Raw genomic sequence first — 19,096 nt, 5'->3', positions numbered from 1 at the left:
GTGCCCAATTCAGCCCTGTATAGGCCGGTGCCATGAGCACGAACCCTCCCGATCTGCGCCCGGACCTTGCGCGCGCCCGTATCTCGGATGCCCCGCGTCAGGGTCAGCCGACGATTGGCATGGTCTCGCTGGGCTGCCCCAAGGCCCTCGTGGACAGCGAGCGCATCCTCACGCGGCTCAGGGCCGAGGGTTACGGAATTTCGCCCGACTACGCGGGCGCGGACGCCGTGATCGTGAACACCTGCGGATTTCTCGACAGCGCGAAGGCCGAAAGCCTTGAAGCCATCGGCGAGGCGCTTGCCGAGAATGGCAGGGTGGTGGTCACGGGCTGCCTCGGTGCCGAGCCCGAATACATCACCGGAACGCACCCCAAAGTGCTCGCCGTGACCGGCCCGCATCAATATGAACAGGTGCTTGATGCGGTCCATACTGCGGTCCCGCCCAACCCGGATCCGTTTGTCGACCTACTGCCGGCAGCGGGGATCAAGCTGACCCCCAGGCATTACAGTTACCTCAAGATTTCAGAGGGTTGTAATCACAAGTGCAAGTTCTGCATTATCCCCGACATGCGCGGCCGATTGGCCAGCCGTCCGGCCCATGCGGTGATGCGGGAAGCGGAAAAGCTTATTGAAAACGGCGTGAAGGAACTGTTGGTGATCTCGCAGGACACCTCGGCCTATGGTGTCGACATCAAACATGCCGAGGACCGCGGCCACCGCGCCCATATCACCGATCTGGCGCGGGATCTGGGCTCACTCGGGGCCTGGGTGCGGTTGCACTACGTCTACCCCTACCCGCATGTGCAGCAGCTTATCCCCTTGATGGCCGAGGGGTTGGTGCTGCCCTATCTGGACATTCCGTTCCAGCACGCCCATCCGGACACGCTGCGGCGCATGGCCCGCCCCGCAGCGGCGGCCAAGACACTGGACGAAATCGCCGCCTGGCGCGAAATCTGCCCGGAGATCACCCTGCGCAGCACCTTCATCGTGGGCTATCCCGGGGAAACTGAAGCTGAATTCCAAACGCTGCTCGATTGGATGGACGAGGCGCAACTGGATCGCGTCGGCTGTTTTCAATACGAAAACGTCGAAGGAGCGCGGTCGAACGCGTTGCCCGATCATGTGCCGGACGACGTAAAACAGGACCGCTGGGATCGGTTTATGACAAAAGCGCAGGCCATTTCGGAGGAGAAACTTGCCGCCAAGGTCGGCTCCGTCCAAGAAGTGATCGTGGACGAGATCGACGATGACGGCATCGCCACCTGTCGCACCAAGGCCGATGCCCCCGAAATCGACGGCAACCTTTTCATCGACGACAGCACCGAAGGTTTGCGCGTCGGGGAGATTGTCACCGTCGAAGTGGACGAGGCCGGGGAGTATGACCTTTGGGGACGTCTCTTGTGAAGAAAGACCTGGCAATCCTCCTGATCTACGCCATCTTTTGGCCCGCGATTGTTTTGGCAGACCTCACGAAGCCCGACAGCCAGGCGGAAACCCTGCGCATGATGGCGAAGGCCTACCGCGCGATGGAGGAGGTTGCTTCGGCGACGATCGACACGGAGGAAAACAAGCTGATCATCGTGCTTGAGGATGGCGAGGAGGTGTTCGCCTTTCCTGACAACTTGCACCAGAAACTGATAACCGCGGACACTGACGCAGATCGTCAGGACATTTTTGACTTTCATGTTCAGGCAACCCTGTCCGGGCTGATTCAATCCGACAAGGACATTGAGCTTGCTGATCTCGACCGCCTTCTGCCGGTGATCCGGCACCGCGACTACCTCGCGCACCAGGGACCGGAAGATGAAACACCTGATCCATTTGTCGCAGGGACGCTGGGCGACAGTTACATCCTGTATGTGATCGACAGTGAAACGTCGGTTTCTTACCTGACCAAGGAAAACGCGGCCGAACTTGGTCAGGATGCTGCCTTACTCCAGCACAAAGCGCAGGAAAACCTGGAACGGAAGTATCAGGACCTCAAGATCGAAGGAGACCGTGTTTACTTCCTGGTTCTTGATGGATTCTACGAATCCTCCCTGGTCACGTTCTCACCGCTTTGGCAGGCGATTGATGACCAAATCGGAACGGTGATGATGGCCGTACCCGCGCGCGACCTGGTGATTTTCGTGGACAGTTCTCAATCAGGGAGCGCGGCGTACCTGAAGGATTTCTTGACCGATATTTCCCCCGATCTGTCCTACCCGGTTTCCGATCTGGTTTATGAATGGCGCGATGGTGCCTGGAACGTGATTGACTGAGACAAAGGTCAATCCGGCGGGTGGGACACGTCCATCAATCCGCAAAGGGAATTGGTTAACCACAACGGCGAATGGGCATGAAATCCGCGAATGCGCAATGGGTGCGCGCGGCTCGTTAATGATCACCCGTGTATAGATGTTGAGCTGGCCAAGACCACCATATGTTGCACCTTCGTCACGATATTGGAGTGACGTAACGGAAACAGTATATTGACACAATTCTGTTAGGTTGGACGGAGACTTATACGTTAAAGTGTTAACAGGAGTGTGTAACCCGTAATGTCGTATCCAGTGTACACCCGTTCAGAGCGTATTGCCGATGTGGCAATCCACGTGCTGGGTGTTGTTGCGGCGCTGGTCGGGGTCTGCATCATTTTTAAGAACTTCTCCGGACAGATGACGGGCGTGACTTTCGCGGCCACCTGCGTCTATTCTGCGGCACTGGTCTCGATGCTGACGGCCTCGGCTGTTTACCATATTGCCGCCTACACGCCCGCCCGTCCGATCCTGCGCCGGATTGACCATGCGGCCATCTATTTCAAGATTGCCGGCACATTTACCCCGCTCAGTGTCGTGCTGAACACGACCTTCGGCTATGTCGTGCTGGCCTGTGTCTGGGCCTTGGCGCTCACCGGTGCCGCCAGCAAACTGCGCGCTGCGCCGGGCCGGATGACAACCGGGTGGTTTCCCTATGTCGCCCTGGGATGGATCGGTATCGCGATCTTTATTCCACTGGTCGAAAAACTCCCCTTCTACAGCACCAGCCTCGTGGTCGCGGGCGGGCTGATCTACACCGCCGGGGTCATTTTCTATAGCTGGGAAGGGCTGCGTTACGCGACCGCGATCTGGCACGGGTTTGTGCTGATCGCCTCCACATGCCTCTTTTTCGCGGTTTCAAGCGCGCTGGCGGTGGCGGGGTAAACCACGCCAAATACCTGCGGGTCAGACCGCCTTGCCATCCTTCAACATCTGAAACAGATCGGCGTTGCAGCACATGTCAGGTGTCGCGGGGGCAATCCCCTTCTGCATCGACAGCCAATGTGCGCACCCTTCGGCGTTCGAGCAACCGGTGCACTTCAGAACAGCGTCACTTAAGGTGTCGAACCTGATCTGCCCGGCCATCGCCAGCTCCTCCAGATCAAGGCCCAGCGTCGTGGCCATGCGGTCCACCAGCTCAGCATGGCGGCGGAGTGTCTTTTGATTGGTCATTCGGCATGTCTCCTCTTGCCGGGAACGCCCGGGACGACGAGCGTTGCACAGATGAGGATACCGCGCCGCGAAAGCAGCGGGCATTGACCTATGTCAACCGGCGCGGGTCACCTTCCGTCGGCGAGGTAGGCGTGCACACAATCCTGCACATGGCGAAAACGGTCTCCGCCCAGGTGCTTCCCGCCATACCATCGGGTCACGACGATCACATGATCGCGAAGGTCTTCGCGTTCGAGCATCCGCAGGATCACCATACCCGCCCCGGCTTCACCATCGTCCCCCTTGAGGGGCGTGCCATCGGCGAGCAGCACGGCCCAACTATTATGCGTGGCCCGCGCGAACTTCTTGTCCTTTTTCAGCGTCTTGAGAAATCTGTCCACATCGGCGCGGTCAGCCGCAACACCGCCCGAGACGGCATATTTCGAGCCGCGGTCACTGATAACGCCGGTCAGTTGGCGCATCAGAGGCTGTTGTTCACCCGAATGACCGTCTCCATCCGCTTTGCATTGGGCGGGTGCGTGCCGAGGAAGCGATTGCCCGGGTCGGGGATCTGCGTGAAGAATTGCGCGCCCTTGACCGGGTCATAGCCCGCGCGCTTGGTAATGACCGTGCCAAGCGCATCGGCTTCAAGCTCGAAATCCTTGGAATAGGTGCGCGCGCCCACGGCCGCCCCGATATCCTGCGCCGAGCTGATCGTCCCCGATCCGGCACCGGTGATGGCCGCTATCCCGCCGAGCAGGATGGCGCCGGCGGTGGCGTTCTGGCGCTGCCGCGCGATATGGCCCGAAATGTGGTGCGCGGCCTCGTGCCCCATGACGAAGGCCAGTTCATGCTGGTTACGGGCCTGGGCAATGAAGGCAAGGTTGAAAGCAAGAATCGGGCGGCCGGATTTGTCCAGCGTCTGGAAGGCGTTGGCGGGCTGGCCGGGACGGTCATCCACGACAATTTTGAAATCGCAATTCATGCCACGGGCGCGGCGTCGGCATTCACGTTCGGCCACGGGCTCCATCGTGCGGACAACGCGCGAGAAGGACGCCATTTGCGACTTGTTCGGCACGGTGGGTTTCTTGGCCGCTTGCCGGGTCGGCGTGGGTTTGGTGGGTTGCGGTGCTTGGGTGGTTGCAACACAGCCCGACAGGGCAACGGCGCATGCTAGGGCGATCCAACGCATCTGGAGATCCTCACAACAAACTGACCCCCTATGTTTAGCAGGGATTGCCGCCGGTGCCACCCCGATTGCTGCAAAGTCACGACGCTTGCAAAGACTGGCCGAGCGCGGCAGGGTGTCGGTATGTTTTCAATCGAGCATGAATTTGACGCCACGGTGGTGACGCTTGTCGATGACGGCGCGGCCCCGTTGCAAGAGGATGTGATCGTCAATGCGTTCGAGGAATGCGTGACAATCGAGCAATATGACCCGCGCGACGACAAGACCCACAAGATCACCCTGTCGATGGCGCAGCTCCGCGATCTTGGGGCGGCGCTGAACCTGCCGGAGGGGGTTTACTCTCTGGCACAGAACAAGAAATAGCCCTGCAAGCGGGCATTTCTCGGATTTATGGAACGTTCCGACCCGAGACCACACCGCCACTTTCTTATCGACGAAGGGCGACGGTGGGAGATCGCCGGCATGGGCGCCACGGACCCCGCCGCCAATCGCTCTTGACGTCCGCGGTGCGACCCCCGACATGTAGCGCAACGCATACCATCCCGAGGACACCATGCCCGATCCCAACCCCGCCGCGCTGGACTTTCTCCTGACCCGCCGCTCGCGACCGGCAAAGACCCTGACCGGCCCGGTGCCAACACGCGACGAGCTTAAACCGATCCTGCAGGCCGCCCTGCGCAGCCCCGATCACGGCAAGCTCGAACCCTGGCGGCTCATCGTGCTTGAAAGCGCCGCGTTGCAACGATTGGCCGCGCTGATCCCGGAGACCGGCGCACGGCTCGGAAGGGCCCCGGAAGAGATCACCAAGGCGCAGGGCCAGTTCGGAAACGCAGACCTTGCCGTGGCGGTGATCGAGGTGCAAAAACCCTCGCCCAAGATCCCCGCTATCGAACAAAGCTACTCGGCAGGGGCCGTATGCCTCGCCCTGCTCAACGCGGCACTCGCCAGTGGCTGGGGCGCGAACTGGCTGAGCGGTTGGGCCAGTCATGACCGGACCTTTGCCAAGCAGGCCCTGTCGCTTGCCGCCAACGAGCGGATCGCAGGTTTCATTCATATCGGGACCGAGACCTCGCCACCACCGGAGCGCCCGCGCCCCGACGCCGATCAGGTCATTTCCTGGATAAACACATGATATTCAGTGCATTTTTCAAGGCGCTGTCGCAGATCGGCGATCCGCGATTTCGCAAGGTTCTGCTGCTGGGCGTGGGCCTGACGCTGGCATTGCTGGTCGCCGTCTACGCCGCCTTTCTCGGTTTCCTGCAATGGGCGGTTGGTGACGGCGCCGAATTGCCGCTGATCGGGACGGTCACCTGGCTCGATGACCTCCTCGGCTGGAGCAGTTTCTTTTTGATGCTGATCCTGTCGGTGTTCCTGATGGTACCTGTCGCCTCGGCAATCACCTCGCTTTTCCTTGACGAGGTAGCAAAGGCGGTCGAGGACAAGCACTATCCGCAACTCCCCCCTGCCCCAAAGGTCTCGTTCTGGGACGGGCTGCGCGATACAGTGAACTTTCTTGGTATCCTGATTGCGGCCAACATCCTGGCAATCGTTGTCTACCTGCTCATCCCGCCCGCCGCGATCTTCATTTTCTGGGGGTTGAACGGCTATCTGCTGGGCATGGAGTATTTTCAACTAGCCGCGATGCGGCGCTTGGGGCGGACGAAAGCCACCGCGCTGCGCAAGGAAAACCGCGGCACGATCTGGATGGCGGGTATCCTGATGGCGATGCCGCTCTCTCTCCCGCTGGTCAACCTGATCATCCCCATTCTGGGCGCCGCGACCTTCACGCATATCTATCATGCGATCGCGGCGAAGGGTCGAAGGTCTCCGGGCATCTGAGAAGCCCAAGGTTACTTCGAGCGCATACTTTCTATGGTTCGCCGCGCTGCGTACGCTGGCCGGTCGAGGGATCCGCCCCTGACAGCCAAAGCATCTCGGGCAAGAAGGTGGAGGGCAGACTTTAGATGGGTCCGTTGCAGCCTATTGTGGACGTTCGAGTTCGATCCCCGCGCGGAATCGAGGCCGCAGGCCGCCGCGCGATCGCCAGACCGCCCGCAAGGGCTGGCGATTTGGAGTGGTTGCGCAACGAATTTTGGTTTTTCGGACTTGGCAAAGATAAGGTGCATCTGACAACTGTTGATCGCCGTCCCGCGATCTGGCCATCGCACGGCTCGTTATCGGATGTCCGGTTAGTCCACAAAGCAGTCCTGGCACAGGTCACAACTAGACGACCGGCCCTACGACCCGCCCATGCGGTTAAACATGTCGATGTCGCGGACCGTGATTGTACCGGTGATGATGATGTAAGCCGCAATCGCCCAGAAAACGCCCGCCACGATGGTGGTGATCACCGCCTTTTTCTTCAGGTGGTGTTTCTGCGGTGATCCGTCATGGGTCCCGGGGACAATCTCTCCGGCCTCGCCCTGGGTTTGGATACGGATCGGCAGCGCCACAAGGAAGGTCATGAACCAAAAAACCAGGTAGAGGACAATTCCCGACGCGATACCCATCAGACCTGCTCCAACTCAACCAGGCAACCGTTGAAATCCTTCGGGTGCAGAAAGAGAACCGGCTTGCCATGCGCGCCGATCTTGGGTTCACCACTGCCCAGAACACGGGCACCGGTTTCCTGCAGGTGATCGCGCGCAGCGATGATGTCTTCGACCTCGTAGCAGACATGGTGAATACCGCCCGCAGGGTTCTTTTCCAGGAAACCATTGATCGGGCTGTCATCACCCAGAGGATAGAGAAGCTCGATCTTGGTGTTGGGCAATTCGATGAAAATGACCGTGACGCCGTGGTCCGGTTCGTCCTGCGGCGCGCCGACATTGGCGCCCAGGGCATTGCGATACTGGGCCGCGGCCGCGTCGAGATCCGGAACGGCGATGGCAACGTGATTGAGGCGTCCGATCATGATGACTTCCTTCTGCAGAGCGTTTGGCAGACGTTATGGGGGTGCCGGGCGCGCCTGACAAGCGACAGAGGGACGCAATCCGCCGATTAACCATCCGTTAGGCATGTTTGCGTAATTCTTTTGGGGCCGAAGCCGCCTGAGGAGCTGAAAGATGGATGAATTGAGCGACCTGCCACCGATGCGCACGCCGACCAGCAATCGCCCCCTTTTGGGGATGACGGTTCTGGTCGTTGAAGACAGCCGTTTCACCTGCGAGGCGCTGCGCCTGATGTGTTTGCGCAGCGGTGCACGGATCCGGCGTGCGGATTGCCTGCGCTCGGCGCGGCGACACCTCAGGGTCTATCGCCCGTCCATCGCCATTGTCGATCTCGGCCTGCCGGACGGGTCCGGCACCGATCTGATCGAAGACCTCAACAGTGCGAATCCCCGGGTTGGGGTCATCATGGCGACGAGCGGCGACGACAGCCTCAAGGACAGTGCCATGGCCGCAGGGGCGGACGGATTTCTTTCCAAGCCGCTGAGTTCGGTGGGCGAATTCCAGCAGGCCATCTTGGAGAAGCTGCCGATTGACCGGCGCCCGTCAGGTCCGCGCGTTCTGAGCGAGGATGTGATCGACCCTGATCCGATGGCCTATCGCGACGATATGAGCCATGTGGCGAACCTTCTCGACGATCATCAGGAGGGGCCGGTTCTGGATTACGTAGTCCAGTTCCTGAGCGGCGTGGCACGCAGTGCCGAAGATCGTCCCTTGGTCGAAGCCACCAGTGACCTGGAGGGCAGCCTCTCGGACAAAACCGCGCGGACGGACAAGATCGCCCGGCTGGCCGGGCTCGTGCAAGACCGCCTGAACGACCGTATCGCCATCTAGCCTTTCGCGTTTGAGACCGGGGCGACCGTTCTTTTTTGACGTCGAAATGTTCCGGGTGCCGGTCAGAGCGCCGGATCGTCAGCCTTGCGAACAAGCCGGGTCAGATCGCTCAATGATTCGCGTTGCTGGCCCTCCTCATCGAAATTCGACGGCGCCAGCCAGAGCTGAAACGCCTCTTCCAAAGCCCGCCACTCGCTGTCGATGATGCCGAACCAGGCGGTGTCGCGGTTTCGTCCCTTGACGATGGTCGCCTGCCGGAAGATCCCCTCATAGCTGAAACCCAACCGCTGCGCCGCCCGCCGGGACGGCCGGTTCAAGGCGTCACATTTCCATTCATAACGCCTGTAACCCGACTCGAAAGCCCATTTCATCATCAGGAACATCGCCTCCGTCGCGGCACGGGTACGCTGCAATTGCGGAGACATGGCGATAAAGCCCACCTCGATCGACCCCGCCGCAGGCTTGATCCTGAGGTAAGAGGCAAACCCGCCATAGGCCTGCCGCTCCCGGTCATAGATGGCGTGAAAGACGATATCCTCCCCGGCGGTCGCCTCGCGCATCCAGCGATGGAACTGAGCCGAGGAGGCAAAAGGCCCCGACGGCATGTAATCCCAAACCCAATCATGGCCGTCAAAGGCCTTGAAAAGAAGGGCGGCATGGATGTCGGCGGAAAGCGGCTCCAGCCGGGCATATCGTCCCTCGAGCGTCAGGCCAGAAGGCACGGGCGGCACCTGCCAGTTCTCGACGATCGGGCCTACGGGTCGGCTTGTTTCGGTCATGCGGCCTCCGGCATGTTTGCGCGCCGCAACCTAGACCGGGTTTCCGCCCGTCGCCAAGCGTTTTCAGAGGATCAGGCCGGGGTTCCCCCCAAGGTCGAGACCGGGGAAAACGGTGCTTTCCAACAACTGCGCCTCGACGCCGAAAAGCCCGCGCAGCATCCAGCCTGTATGCGCCCGCAGATCCCGTGTCGGCAGCAGGTCACGACGGTTATAGAGCGCGGCCTCGTCCAGACCCGGCCAATCGCTGACCACCCGGCCACCACGCACGGCGCCGCCGGCAAGCACCATGGCCCCCGCCGTGCCATGGTCTGTCCCCCCGGATCCATTGACCCGAGCCGTTCGGCCAAACTCCGTCATCGCGACCACGGCGGTTTTTCCCCAGACCGGGCCAAGCTCTTGTTTTAACGTCAGAATGGCCTTCTGGAGTTGGTCCAGGGCGCGAGGCAGCCCGGCCCGCTGCCGGGCATGGGTATCAAACCCGTTGAGGGAGAAGGCCGCGATCCGGGTATCCCCTCTCAGGCGCTTCGCCGCGAAACTGGCAATGGTTTCCGGCCGCGCGCCCGACCGCGCCTTTTGCATCATGTTCTGCATGCCGCCCATCGTGTCGCCATCGTCACTCTCATCCTGGCCATTGGCTTCCGCAACATCGGCCGCGGACAGCGTCAGTGCCTCGGTGACCGCATCGCGAAACAGCGGATCGTCATGCATGACGGTCTCAAGTAGTCGCTCTGCCTGCGGGCTGAGCGACAGGGCGGCATCGGGCGACCAATCGGCAATCCGCGCCGCGCCGCGGGTCAGCAACATGTCGGCCCGGCCAATCGCATAGGCGGTCTCGGCATGGGCGCCCGGCACGTTTTGCAGCAGGCGGTTGAGCCAGCCATCGCGAATACGGCCTGCGGACGCTTCGCCGGACCCGGCCTCAAGAATGTCCTGCCCGTCGAAATGGCTGCGTTTGTCGCGATAAGGGGTCGAGACCGCATGGACAAAGCCCAGATCACCCTCCTGCCAGAGCGGCATGAGCCCCCCCAAGGCCGGATGCAGGGCAAAGAAGCCGTCAAGGTCATGCCCGCCATCATCAAGGGCATGGGCGCGCAGGTCAGCAAACTCGGGCGCGCCGACCGGGCGAACCACGTCCAGCCCATCCATCCCGCCGCGCAGGATGATAACCACCAGCCGGTTTTCCCACGGGGCGCTGGCGAATGTCATCGGGGTGAAGAGCGGGCTTGCGGCGAGGGAACAGCCAAGCGCCAGCCCGTTGGATAGGAAGTTGCGCCGGGATCGCGATTTCATGCTCAAACCCTCCTCACATCCGCTGAAACGCGGGCGAGGCGAGGACAAGCCCCACCCCCTCGGCCCGGTTCTCGGCGGCACTGGCGGCAAAACGTACCGCCTCGGGTGCATCACGGCCCAGCGCCGTCCCCACGAAATCCCGTGGATCCGGCAACACCCGGCGCAGCCGGAACGGGACGTCCATCGCCCATTGCAGACGCGCTGCCAGACGTTGCGGCGTGATCCATTGGGCGTCTTCCTCGGGCCAGCCATCCGGCCCCGGCGCCCGCGCCCATTGCTGCCCCATCAGCGTCAGCGGCGTCACCAGGTTGACCAGGATCTTGCCCGGCCGCACCCTTTGAACATGGCGCGGGGAGATATCCAGCGCGCGCAGGGATGACCCCATGAAATCAATCGGTTGCTTGACATTTCGGCGCGTAAAATCCCATGCGGCGGGGTGGTTGAGCATCTCGGCATAGACCTCGTGCAGATCGCCGCCGGTGTCGCGGTAGCGCGCGGTCATGGCATCAACCAAGGCCGGATCGGGCGTGTCGGAGACAAAATGCACCGCAAGTTTCTGCACGAGGTGTCTGGCCGTGGCCGGATGCGCCGCCAGATCCTCCAGCACGGCATGAATGTCCGACAGCGCCGGTGTGTCCCCGCCATAACTCTTGCCCAGGATGGTCTCGGCCCCCGGCTCCGCCCGGGCGGGGACAAAGACAAACCCGTCCTCGACGGTGAACCGCAGGCCGGTCAGCAATTCGGCCAGTTGCCGGACATCATCCTGCGTATACGGCCCGCCGACGCCAAGCGTGTGCAGCTCCAGAAGCTCCCGCGCGAGATTCTCGTTCAGCCCGCGTTTCTTCTCGGGCTTTCGCTTGGCGGCCCGGCTGTTGGGGCCGATGGAGCGGTGCTGATCGAGATAGATCAGCATCAGGGGATGGGTGATCGCCGCCTTCAGCATATCGGCAAACCGGCCCGACACATGCGGGCGGATCGCCTCTTCGACATAGATGATCTGCACGGTGCGCGAGATGATATCGCGCCCCTGCGCGGTAAAGTGATCGGCCCAGAAAGCCATCAGCCGCTCGCGCATCCCGTCCTCGCCCAGCGCCCGGCGCAGGATCATCTGGCCGAACCAGCGATAAGCCTGATGGCGCATTACCTTCGAGCCGGCCTGGAACGCCTTCTTGGCCTCGGCCTTTTCGGCCGGGTTCTTGGTAAAGTAGAAAGCGTCCTGCAATGCCTTGAATTTGAGGGCCTCGGGGCGGAACGCCTCAAGGCTCGGAATGTCGAAACGCCGGGCGGCGGTGTCGGGCCCTTTGAGCCGCGCCAGCATATCCGGCACCGACGCCACCGGGGCGATGCGCGGGGACAGGCCACAACCAAACCGGATTTCCGCATGTTCGGGATCAAACATCCTGAGGCACCATCACTTTCTACCCGCCAACCATACCATCATACGCAGCAAAGTGCATATTCCGTCGGTTGGCCGGGCAAAAAGGCGCCTCGGGTCAATCCTGCGGGATCACGCGCAGGCTCAGTTCCATCAACTGATCGCTTGTGGGGTCGCTCGGCGCGTTCATCATCAGGTCTTCGGCGCGCTGGTTCATCGGGAACATGATGACCTCGCGGATATTGGCCTCATCCGCCAGCAGCATCACGATCCGGTCGATCCCCGCGGCACACCCTCCGTGGGGCGGGGCGCCGTATTGGAAGGCATTGACCAGCCCGCCGAAACGCTTGTGCACCTCGTCCTCGCCGTACCCCGCCAGTTCGAACGCCTTGATCATGATGTCGAGCTTGTGGTTCCGGATCGCGCCCGAGACCAGTTCGTAGCCGTTGCAGGCGAGGTCATATTGATAGCCCAGCACGTTCAGCGGCTCGCCACTGAGCGCGTCGAGACCCCCTTGGGGCATGGAAAACGGGTTGTGGCTGAAATCGACTTTGCCTGTTTCCTCGTCCGCCTCGTACATCGGGAAATCGACGATCCAGGCGAAGGCGAAGCGATCCTTGTCGGTCAGGTTCAACTCCTCGCCGATCACGGTCCGCGCCTTGCCCGCAACGGTCTCGAACGCGGCGGGTTTGCCGCCTAGGAAGAACGCTGCGTCGCCCACGTCGAGGCCCAATTGCTGGCGGATCGCCTCGGTCCGCTCAGGCCCGATATTCTTGGCCAGCGGCCCTGCGGCCTCCATCCCCTCGCCCTGATCGCGCCAGAAGATATACCCCATCCCCGGCAGGCCCTCTTTCTGCGCAAACGCATTCATCCGGTCGCAGAATTTGCGGCTGCCGCCCGTCGGCGCAGGGATGGCGCGGATCTGCGTGCCGTCCTGCTCCAGCAGTTTGGCGAAGATCGCGAAGCCGGACCCGCGGAAATGCTCACTGACATCCTGCATCTTGATCGGGTTGCGCAGGTCGGGCTTGTCGGTGCCATACCACATGGCGGCATCGGCGTAGGAGATCTGCGGCCACTCGGCATCGACTTTCCGGCCCCCGCCGAACTCTTCGAAAATGCCCGAGATCACCGGCTGGATCGTGTCGAACACGTCCTGCTGCTCGACGAACGACATCTCCATGTCGAGCTGATAGAAATCCGTGGGCGACCGGTCGGCGCGGGGGTCCTCGTCGCGGAAACAGGGCGCGATCTGGAAATAGCGGTCGAAGCCCGAGACCATGATAAGCTGCTTGAAAAGCTGCGGTGCCTGCGGCAGCGCATAGAACTTGCCGGGATGGAGCCGCGACGGCACCAGGAAGTCGCGTGCGCCTTCGGGCGAGGACGCGGTGATGATCGGCGTCTGGTACTCGCGGAAACCGGTATCCCACATCCGGCGACGGATCGAGGCCACCACGTCGGAGCGCAGTTTCATGTTCTCCTGCATCGCCTCACGGCGCAGGTCGAGGTAACGATAGCGCAGGCGGGTTTCCTCGGGGTATTCCTGATCGCCAAAGACGATCAACGGCAATTCCCCGGCGCTGCCCAGCACCTCCATATCGCGGATGAAGACTTCGATCTCGCCGGTGGGAATCTTGGCGTTCACAAGGCTTTCGTCCCGCGCCTTGACCTCACCATCGATGCGCACACACCATTCGCTGCGCAGCTTCTCGACCTCGGCAAATACCGGGCTATCGGGGTCGCACAGAACCTGCGTCATCCCGTAATGGTCGCGCAGATCGACAAAGAGAACGCCGCCATGGTCGCGGATGCGGTGCACCCAGCCCGACAGGCGCACGGTCTCGCCCACATTGGATTTGTTCAGTTCGGCGCAGGTATGGCTGCGATAGCTGTGCATGACGTCCTCATCTGGCCCCTCGGGGACCGCTGGCATTGGGTTGCGCCGATACACCTTGCCTATGGGGCAAAGTCAAGGGGCCGCGCGCCGGATAACCGGTCAGAGATGGACAAGTCGCGCCGGAATCAACCCGCGCAGGGAATTGCCCACATAAAGCGCGGTGGCATTGGACAGGTCATCGGTGGTGAGCGTGCGTTCGATCGCACGGCCCTCTGACAGCAACACTTCACGCAACACGCCCGGCAAAAGCCCGCAGGACACCGGTGGCGTCATGAGGTCCGGACCAATCCGGGCAAAGAGGTTGGTGATGGTCCCATCGCAGAGTTCCGCACGTTCGTTGAGAAAGATGAACTCGTCCACACCTTCCGGCAAACTGGCACGCGCCGTGTCGTAAAGATGCCTCTGCGTGGTCTTGACCCGCAACCAGGGGTCGCCAGCGGCAAGCCGCTCCGGCGCGATGGCAATGCGCCAGACCGTGCCTTCCGGCAGCGGCGCAAAAGCTGCGGTGGTGACCTCCGCCCTGCCCGCGGCATCGACCGTCAGGCGGACCCGCAGAGGCGTTGACCCGGACAGGCGGTCCAGGGCCGCATTAACCCCTTGGAGGTCAATTCCAAATGCCGCTGCGCTGCGCGTCAGCCGCGCCAGATGCTTGTTCCGGCGGATGATCCCCTTGCCCGGCTCCCACCGGAAGGTTTCGATCAGGCGAAATCCGGGGTCAGGCGGCGGGCGAAGCGGGCTTTCCACAGGGCCTCCTCGTATTCGGCTTCGGCCGTGCTGTCATAGACCAGTCCGCCACCGACGTTGAGCGTGGCGCGGCCATCCTCGACCATCAGGGTGCGAATGGCCACGTTGAATTCCGACCGGCCGTCGGGCGCGGCCCAGCCGATGGTGCCGCAATAGATCTCACGCGGATCGGGTTCCAGCTCGCGCAAGATCTCCATGGCGCGTACTTTCGGCGCACCGGTGATCGATCCACAGGGGAAGAGCGCGCGGAAGATGTCGCCGAGCCCGGTCCCGTCGACCATCTGCCCGGTAATGAGCGAGGTCATCTGGTGCACCGTCTCGTAGGTTTCGACGGAAAACAGCTCCGGCACCTCGACACTGCCCGGCTCGCTGATCCGCGACAGGTCGTTGCGCAAAAGATCGACGATCATCAGGTTCTCGGCCCGGTTCTTCTCGTCGGTTTGCAGGAAAAACCGGTGGCGGGCATCCTCGGCGGTGTCCTCGCTGCGCGGCATCGTGCCCTTCATCGGGCGGGTTTCGATCCGCCCCCGCGTATCGGTGCGGAAAAACAATTCAGGCGAACGCGACAGGATCGCGGGCTGCCCGTCCTGTTCGATCATCGCGCCGAAACGCACGGGCTGTATACGGTCAAGCGCATGATAGAGCGCGGCAGGCGTCCCGCGCGCCTCAAGCGCAATCGGAAAGGTGAGGTTGGCCTGGTAGATATCACCGGCGCAGATGTAATCGTGCACAGCCTGGAACCCAGAAGCATACCTCGCCGCGTCCCATCCCGGCGCAAATCCGTCCAATGCCACATCCCCCGGCTGCAACGCATCGGCAATCGAGGGCCAGTCATAGACCCCGAATTGCAAGAGCGGCAGCCGGCGATCCGGCGGCAGGAGCGGGGCCAGCTTCGGCTCCAGCACGTAGCCAAGCTCATAGGTCGCATACCCCGCAACCCACCGCCCGTCGGCGCGCGCCTCATCCAGTGCCGCCAATGCCGCGGGCACCTCTTCCGGCGTCTCAGCGACGATCAACCGCTCTGCCCGCGCGAAGCTGCACGCGGCGCCATCGGGGCCATGATCGAAACGAATCTGCACGGGGCGGGGTCCTCTGCCGCTGGTCTGGCCTTCGTATCTAGCCCCCAACGCCCGGAATGACACCCTAAAAAGCGTCCTTTTTGGCCGGATTTGCGATCGGCCCCGAAGCCCCCCTTGCGCCGCGCCGGATCATGGCTATAACCCCCAACAATTTGCGTATGCGGGCCTTGGCATACGCCGATCTAGCTGCCGTTGCTCTGGGGATCACCATGCCGAAAAGAACTGACATCTCGTCCATCATGATAATCGGGGCGGGACCCATTGTTATCGGCCAGGCATGCGAGTTCGACTACTCCGGCGCACAGGCCTGCAAGGCGCTGCGCGAAGAGGGCTACCGCGTCATTCTGGTCAACTCCAACCCGGCCACGATCATGACCGACCCGGAACTGGCCGATGCGACCTATATCGAGCCGATCACGCCCGAGGTCGTCGCCCGCATCATCGAAAAGGAACGCCCCGATGCGCTTCTGCCGACCATGGGCGGGCAGACGGGACTGAACACCGCGCTGGCGGTGGCGGATATGGGCGTGCTGGAGAAGTTCGGCGTGGAGCTTATCGGCGCCAACCGTGAGGCCATCGAAATGGCCGAAGACCGCAAGCTTTTCCGCGAGGCGATGAATCGGCTCAACATCGAAAATCCCAAGGCCACCATCGCCAACACGATGGAAGAATGCATGGCGGCCCTCGATGAAATCGGCCTGCCCGCGATCATCCGGCCTGCGTTTACCCTCGGTGGCACCGGTGGCGGCGTGGCCTATAACCGCGACGATTACGAGCATTTCTGCAAGTCGGGCCTTGATGCCTCACCCGTCACACAGATCTTGATCGACGAGAGCCTCTTGGGCTGGAAAGAATACGAGATGGAGGTTGTCCGCGACAAAGCGGACAATGCGATCATCGTCTGCGCCATCGAAAACGTCGATCCGATGGGCGTGCATACGGGCGACTCGATCACCGTGGCCCCTGCCCTGACGCTGACCGACAAGGAATACCAGATCATGCGCAACGGCTCGATTGCCGTGCTGCGCGAGATCGGGGTCGAGACCGGCGGATCAAACGTGCAATGGGCGATCAACCCCGAAGATGGCCGCATGGTGGTGATCGAGATGAACCCGCGGGTTTCGCGTTCCTCGGCGCTCGCGTCCAAGGCCACGGGTTTCCCGATTGCCAAGATCGCCGCCAAGCTGGCCGTCGGCTATACGCTCGATGAGCTCGACAATGACATCACCAAGGTGACACCCGCGTCGTTCGAGCCGACGATTGACTATGTGGTCACCAAGATCCCGCGTTTCGCCTTCGAGAAATTCCCGGGCTCCGAGCCCTATCTGACCACCGCGATGAAATCCGTGGGCGAGGCGATGGCGATTGGCCGCACGATCCACGAGTCGCTGCAAAAGGCGCTGGCCTCGATGGAAACCGGCCTCACCGGGTTTGACGAAATCACGATTGACGGCGCGCCGGACAAGGCCGCCGTTGTCAAGGCGCTCAGCCGTCAGACCCCGGATCGTATCCGGGTGATTGCCCAGGCGATGCGCCACGGTCTTACCGACGATGAAATCCAGGCCGCCACCGCTTTTGACCCGTGGTTCCTGGCCCGTATCCGCGAGATCGTCACCGCCGAGGAGGATGTGCGCACCAACGGGTTGCCTACCGATGAGGCGGGCCTGCGCGCGCTCAAGATGCTGGGCTTTACCGATGCGCGTCTGGCGAAACTCACCGGGTTTACCGAGGCCGATGTGCGCCGCGCCCGCCACGCACAGGGCGTGACCGCCGTCTTCAAACGCATCGACACCTGCGCCGCCGAGTTCGAGGCGCAGACGCCGTACATGTATTCGACTTATGAGGCCCCGATGATGGGCGAAGTGGAATGCGAGGCGCGGCCTTCGGATCGCAAGAAGGTTGTCATCCTGGGCGGTGGTCCGAACCGGATCGGCCAGGGGATCGAGTTCGATTATTGCTGCTGTCACGCCTGCTATGCGCTGACCAAGGCGGGTTATGAGACCATCATGATCAACTGCAACCCGGAAACGGTCAGCACCGATTATGACACCTCCGACCGGCTTTACTTCGAACCGCTCAGCTTTGAACATGTGATGGAAATCCTGCGGGTCGAGCAGGAAAACGGCACGCTCCACGGCGTGATTGTACAATTCGGCGGGCAGACGCCGCTGAAACTCGCCAATGCGCTCGAAGGCGAAGGCATCCCGATCCTGGGCACGTCGCCTGACGCGATCGACCTAGCCGAAGACCGCGAGCGATTCCAGGCGCTTGTGAACCAACTGGAGCTGAAACAGCCCAATAACGGCATCGCTTCCACCGATGCGCAGGCGCTGGCCATCGCCGAGGAAATTGGCTTCCCGCTGGTCATCCGCCCCTCCTACGTGCTGGGTGGTCGCGCGATGGAAATCGTCCGCGACATGGCGCAGCTTGAACGCTATATCGCCGAGGCCGTGGTGGTCTCGGGCGACAGCCCGGTGCTGCTCGATGGCTACCTCTCGGGCGCAATCGAATGCGATGTGGATGCGCTCTGCGACGGCGAAAACGTCCACATCACCGGCATCATGCAGCATATCGAAGAGGCGGGTGTGCATTCCGGCGACAGCGCCTGCTCGATCCCGCCCTATTCGCTGTCGAAAGACGTGATCGCCGAAATCAACCGCCAGACCGAAGCCCTCGCACGGGCGTTGAACGTGGTCGGCCTGATGAATGTCCAATTCGCGGTCAAGGACGATGTAATCTACCTGATCGAAGTCAACCCACGCGCCTCGCGCACCGTGCCCTTCGTGGCGAAGGCCACTGACAGTGCCATCGCCTCCATCGCCGCACGCCTCATGGCCGGTGAAAAACTGAGCGATTTCAAGTTCCGTGGTGCCTACCCTGCCGATGCCAAACCCGGCACCCTGCCAATGGCCGATCAGATGACGCTGGCCGACCCGAACATGCCGTGGTTCTCCGTCAAGGAGGCGGTCATGCCCTTCGCCCGCTTCCCTGGCGTCGATACCATCCTCGGGCCCGAAATGCGCTCGACCGGCGAGGTGATGGGCTGGGATGTCAGCTTCCCCCGTGCCTTCCTCAAGGCGCAGCTTGGCGCGGGCACGCAGCTTCCCGAGGGTGGCAAGGTGTTCTTTTCGATCAAGGATGACGACAAGACACCGCAACTGGTCGAAACCGCGCGGATGCTGGTCGATCTCGGCTTTGCCATTGTCGCCACGCGGGGCACTGCGGCCTTCCTTGAGGGGCAAGAGATCGCCTGCGAGGTGGTGAACAAGGTCTACGAGGGTCGCCCGGATGTGGTGGATATGCTCAAAGACGGGCAGATCAGCCTCGTGATGAACACGACCGAGGGCGCGCAAGCCGTGCAGGACAGCCGCGAAATCCGCTCCGTCGCGCTCTATGACAAGATCCCCTACTACACCACCGCCGCCGCCGCCCACGCCGCCGCCCAGGCCATGCAGGCGCGCCAGGAGGGGGAGATCAAAGTCATGCCTCTGCAAGGCTCTGCTGCCTGAGGAAACT

The 19,096-nt window shown here is 62.1% G+C and carries 19 protein-coding genes; 8 read left to right on the top strand and 11 right to left on the bottom strand.

Features of this window, described 5'->3' with window-relative positions:
* The first annotated feature begins 32 nt into the window (after positions 1 to 32).
* The 3 genes from rimO to RBB29_RS02130 all read left to right on the top strand — a co-directional run bounded on the left by rimO (position 33) and on the right by RBB29_RS02130 (position 3,181).
* The gene (gene rimO / locus RBB29_RS02140) at positions 33 to 1,403 is read left to right on the top strand and encodes a 30S ribosomal protein S12 methylthiotransferase RimO (protein ID WP_306113500.1); all 1,371 of its coding nucleotides are present in this window, start codon (positions 33 to 35) and stop codon (positions 1,401 to 1,403) included.
* 98 nt (positions 1,404 to 1,501) lie between these two features.
* Positions 1,502 to 2,260, top strand: coding sequence for a DUF1444 family protein (locus RBB29_RS02135; RefSeq protein WP_306121096.1), 759 nt, complete (start codon positions 1,502 to 1,504; stop codon positions 2,258 to 2,260).
* Positions 2,261 to 2,539: 279 nt separating this feature from the next.
* On the top strand, positions 2,540 to 3,181 hold the full coding sequence (locus RBB29_RS02130) for a hemolysin III family protein (RefSeq protein ID WP_306113498.1): 642 nt from the start codon (positions 2,540 to 2,542) through the stop codon (positions 3,179 to 3,181).
* 21 nt (positions 3,182 to 3,202) lie between these two features.
* On the opposite strand, the gene RBB29_RS02125 is transcribed toward RBB29_RS02130, so the two are convergent.
* The 3 genes from RBB29_RS02125 to RBB29_RS02115 form a co-directional block, all read right to left on the bottom strand.
* Positions 3,203 to 3,469: a DUF6455 family protein gene (locus tag RBB29_RS02125; protein WP_306113497.1), complete on the bottom strand. Its 267-nt coding sequence runs from the start codon at positions 3,467 to 3,469 to the stop codon at positions 3,203 to 3,205.
* A gap of 107 nt (positions 3,470 to 3,576) precedes the next feature.
* On the bottom strand, positions 3,577 to 3,930 hold the full coding sequence (locus RBB29_RS02120) for a YigZ family protein (RefSeq protein WP_306113496.1): 354 nt from the start codon (positions 3,928 to 3,930) through the stop codon (positions 3,577 to 3,579).
* The gene (locus RBB29_RS02115) at positions 3,930 to 4,640 is read right to left on the bottom strand and encodes a M48 family metallopeptidase (RefSeq protein ID WP_306113495.1); all 711 of its coding nucleotides are present in this window, start codon (positions 4,638 to 4,640) and stop codon (positions 3,930 to 3,932) included. Before RBB29_RS02115 ends, RBB29_RS02120 begins: the two co-directional genes overlap by 1 nt.
* A 120-nt stretch (positions 4,641 to 4,760) precedes the next feature.
* Here RBB29_RS02115 and RBB29_RS02110 point away from each other — a divergent pair, with 120 nt between their 5' ends.
* The 3 genes from RBB29_RS02110 to RBB29_RS02100 all read left to right on the top strand — a co-directional run bounded on the left by RBB29_RS02110 (position 4,761) and on the right by RBB29_RS02100 (position 6,476).
* The gene (locus tag RBB29_RS02110; protein WP_306113494.1) at positions 4,761 to 5,000 is read left to right on the top strand and encodes a hypothetical protein; all 240 of its coding nucleotides are present in this window, start codon (positions 4,761 to 4,763) and stop codon (positions 4,998 to 5,000) included.
* 190 nt (positions 5,001 to 5,190) lie between these two features.
* Positions 5,191 to 5,769 (top strand): nitroreductase, encoded by a 579-nt coding sequence (locus RBB29_RS02105; protein ID WP_306113493.1) that lies wholly within the window; start codon positions 5,191 to 5,193, stop codon positions 5,767 to 5,769.
* A complete protein-coding gene (locus RBB29_RS02100) occupies positions 5,766 to 6,476 on the top strand; it encodes an EI24 domain-containing protein (RefSeq protein WP_306113492.1) in 711 nt (236 codons plus the stop codon). The genes RBB29_RS02105 and RBB29_RS02100 overlap by 4 nt, the downstream gene beginning before the upstream one ends.
* 398 nt (positions 6,477 to 6,874) lie before the next feature.
* Here RBB29_RS02100 and RBB29_RS02095 read toward each other — a convergent pair whose 3' ends face one another.
* Both RBB29_RS02095 and mce read right to left on the bottom strand, forming a co-directional pair.
* Positions 6,875 to 7,147, bottom strand: coding sequence for a DUF1467 family protein (locus RBB29_RS02095; protein WP_306113491.1), 273 nt, complete (start codon positions 7,145 to 7,147; stop codon positions 6,875 to 6,877).
* Positions 7,147 to 7,551, bottom strand: a complete 405-nt coding sequence (gene mce, locus RBB29_RS02090; RefSeq protein WP_306113490.1) for a methylmalonyl-CoA epimerase — start codon at positions 7,549 to 7,551, stop codon at positions 7,147 to 7,149. Before mce ends, RBB29_RS02095 begins: the two co-directional genes overlap by 1 nt.
* A 151-nt stretch (positions 7,552 to 7,702) precedes the next feature.
* Between mce and RBB29_RS02085 the strand changes: the two genes are divergently transcribed.
* Complete coding sequence (locus RBB29_RS02085) at positions 7,703 to 8,419, top strand: response regulator (protein WP_306113489.1); 717 nt, start codon at positions 7,703 to 7,705, stop codon at positions 8,417 to 8,419.
* Positions 8,420 to 8,481: 62 nt separating this feature from the next.
* Here the strand turns inward: RBB29_RS02085 and RBB29_RS02080 are convergent, their stop codons facing one another.
* The 6 genes from RBB29_RS02080 to RBB29_RS02055 all read right to left on the bottom strand — a co-directional run bounded on the left by RBB29_RS02080 (position 8,482) and on the right by RBB29_RS02055 (position 15,580).
* On the bottom strand, positions 8,482 to 9,198 hold the full coding sequence (locus tag RBB29_RS02080) for a GNAT family N-acetyltransferase (RefSeq protein WP_306113488.1): 717 nt from the start codon (positions 9,196 to 9,198) through the stop codon (positions 8,482 to 8,484).
* 63 nt (positions 9,199 to 9,261) lie between these two features.
* The gene (locus RBB29_RS02075) at positions 9,262 to 10,488 is read right to left on the bottom strand and encodes a DUF1501 domain-containing protein (RefSeq protein ID WP_306113487.1); all 1,227 of its coding nucleotides are present in this window, start codon (positions 10,486 to 10,488) and stop codon (positions 9,262 to 9,264) included.
* Between the two features lie 13 nt (positions 10,489 to 10,501).
* Entirely contained in the window at positions 10,502 to 11,887 is a 1,386-nt protein-coding gene (locus RBB29_RS02070; RefSeq protein ID WP_306113486.1) for a DUF1800 family protein, read from the bottom strand.
* 94 nt (positions 11,888 to 11,981) lie between these two features.
* Positions 11,982 to 13,757: an aspartate--tRNA ligase gene (aspS, locus tag RBB29_RS02065; RefSeq protein ID WP_306113535.1), complete on the bottom strand. Its 1,776-nt coding sequence runs from the start codon at positions 13,755 to 13,757 to the stop codon at positions 11,982 to 11,984.
* Positions 13,758 to 13,856: 99 nt separating this feature from the next.
* The gene (locus tag RBB29_RS02060; RefSeq protein ID WP_306113485.1) at positions 13,857 to 14,501 is read right to left on the bottom strand and encodes an aminotransferase class IV family protein; all 645 of its coding nucleotides are present in this window, start codon (positions 14,499 to 14,501) and stop codon (positions 13,857 to 13,859) included.
* Complete coding sequence (locus RBB29_RS02055; protein WP_306113484.1) at positions 14,456 to 15,580, bottom strand: aminodeoxychorismate synthase component I; 1,125 nt, start codon at positions 15,578 to 15,580, stop codon at positions 14,456 to 14,458. The genes RBB29_RS02060 and RBB29_RS02055 overlap by 46 nt, the downstream gene beginning before the upstream one ends.
* Positions 15,581 to 15,789: 209 nt before the next feature.
* On the opposite strand from RBB29_RS02055, the gene carB reads away from it, so the two are divergent.
* Complete coding sequence (gene carB, locus RBB29_RS02050) at positions 15,790 to 19,089, top strand: carbamoyl-phosphate synthase large subunit (RefSeq protein WP_306113483.1); 3,300 nt, start codon at positions 15,790 to 15,792, stop codon at positions 19,087 to 19,089.
* Positions 19,090 to 19,096: the final 7 nt, after the last annotated feature.

It is taken from the genome of Roseovarius sp. MMSF_3359 (genome assembly GCF_030733385.1).
GTDB lineage: Bacteria > Pseudomonadota > Alphaproteobacteria > Rhodobacterales > Rhodobacteraceae > Roseovarius.
This window is presented reverse-complemented; position numbering and strand designations above follow the sequence as displayed.

Excerpts from the sequence above, each read along its gene's own strand:
- rimO (WP_306113500.1), top strand. The coding sequence starts at position 33 with ATGAGCACGAACCCTCCCGATCTGCGCCCGGACCTTGCGCGCGCCCGT.
- RBB29_RS02135 (WP_306121096.1), top strand. The coding sequence starts at position 1,502 with ATGATGGCGAAGGCCTACCGCGCGATGGAGGAGGTTGCTTCGGCGACG.
- RBB29_RS02130 (WP_306113498.1), top strand. The coding sequence starts at position 2,540 with ATGTCGTATCCAGTGTACACCCGTTCAGAGCGTATTGCCGATGTGGCA.
- RBB29_RS02125 (WP_306113497.1), bottom strand. The coding sequence starts at position 3,469 with ATGACCAATCAAAAGACACTCCGCCGCCATGCTGAGCTGGTGGACCGC.
- RBB29_RS02120 (WP_306113496.1), bottom strand. The coding sequence starts at position 3,930 with ATGCGCCAACTGACCGGCGTTATCAGTGACCGCGGCTCGAAATATGCC.
- RBB29_RS02115 (WP_306113495.1), bottom strand. The coding sequence starts at position 4,640 with ATGCGTTGGATCGCCCTAGCATGCGCCGTTGCCCTGTCGGGCTGTGTT.
- RBB29_RS02110 (WP_306113494.1), top strand. The coding sequence starts at position 4,761 with ATGTTTTCAATCGAGCATGAATTTGACGCCACGGTGGTGACGCTTGTC.
- RBB29_RS02105 (WP_306113493.1), top strand. The coding sequence starts at position 5,191 with ATGCCCGATCCCAACCCCGCCGCGCTGGACTTTCTCCTGACCCGCCGC.
- RBB29_RS02100 (WP_306113492.1), top strand. The coding sequence starts at position 5,766 with ATGATATTCAGTGCATTTTTCAAGGCGCTGTCGCAGATCGGCGATCCG.
- RBB29_RS02095 (WP_306113491.1), bottom strand. The coding sequence starts at position 7,147 with ATGGGTATCGCGTCGGGAATTGTCCTCTACCTGGTTTTTTGGTTCATG.
- mce (WP_306113490.1), bottom strand. The coding sequence starts at position 7,551 with ATGATCGGACGCCTCAATCACGTTGCCATCGCCGTTCCGGATCTCGAC.
- RBB29_RS02085 (WP_306113489.1), top strand. The coding sequence starts at position 7,703 with ATGGATGAATTGAGCGACCTGCCACCGATGCGCACGCCGACCAGCAAT.
- RBB29_RS02080 (WP_306113488.1), bottom strand. The coding sequence starts at position 9,198 with ATGACCGAAACAAGCCGACCCGTAGGCCCGATCGTCGAGAACTGGCAG.
- RBB29_RS02075 (WP_306113487.1), bottom strand. The coding sequence starts at position 10,488 with ATGAAATCGCGATCCCGGCGCAACTTCCTATCCAACGGGCTGGCGCTT.
- RBB29_RS02070 (WP_306113486.1), bottom strand. The coding sequence starts at position 11,887 with ATGTTTGATCCCGAACATGCGGAAATCCGGTTTGGTTGTGGCCTGTCC.
- aspS (WP_306113535.1), bottom strand. The coding sequence starts at position 13,757 with ATGCACAGCTATCGCAGCCATACCTGCGCCGAACTGAACAAATCCAAT.
- carB (WP_306113483.1), top strand. The coding sequence starts at position 15,790 with ATGCCGAAAAGAACTGACATCTCGTCCATCATGATAATCGGGGCGGGA.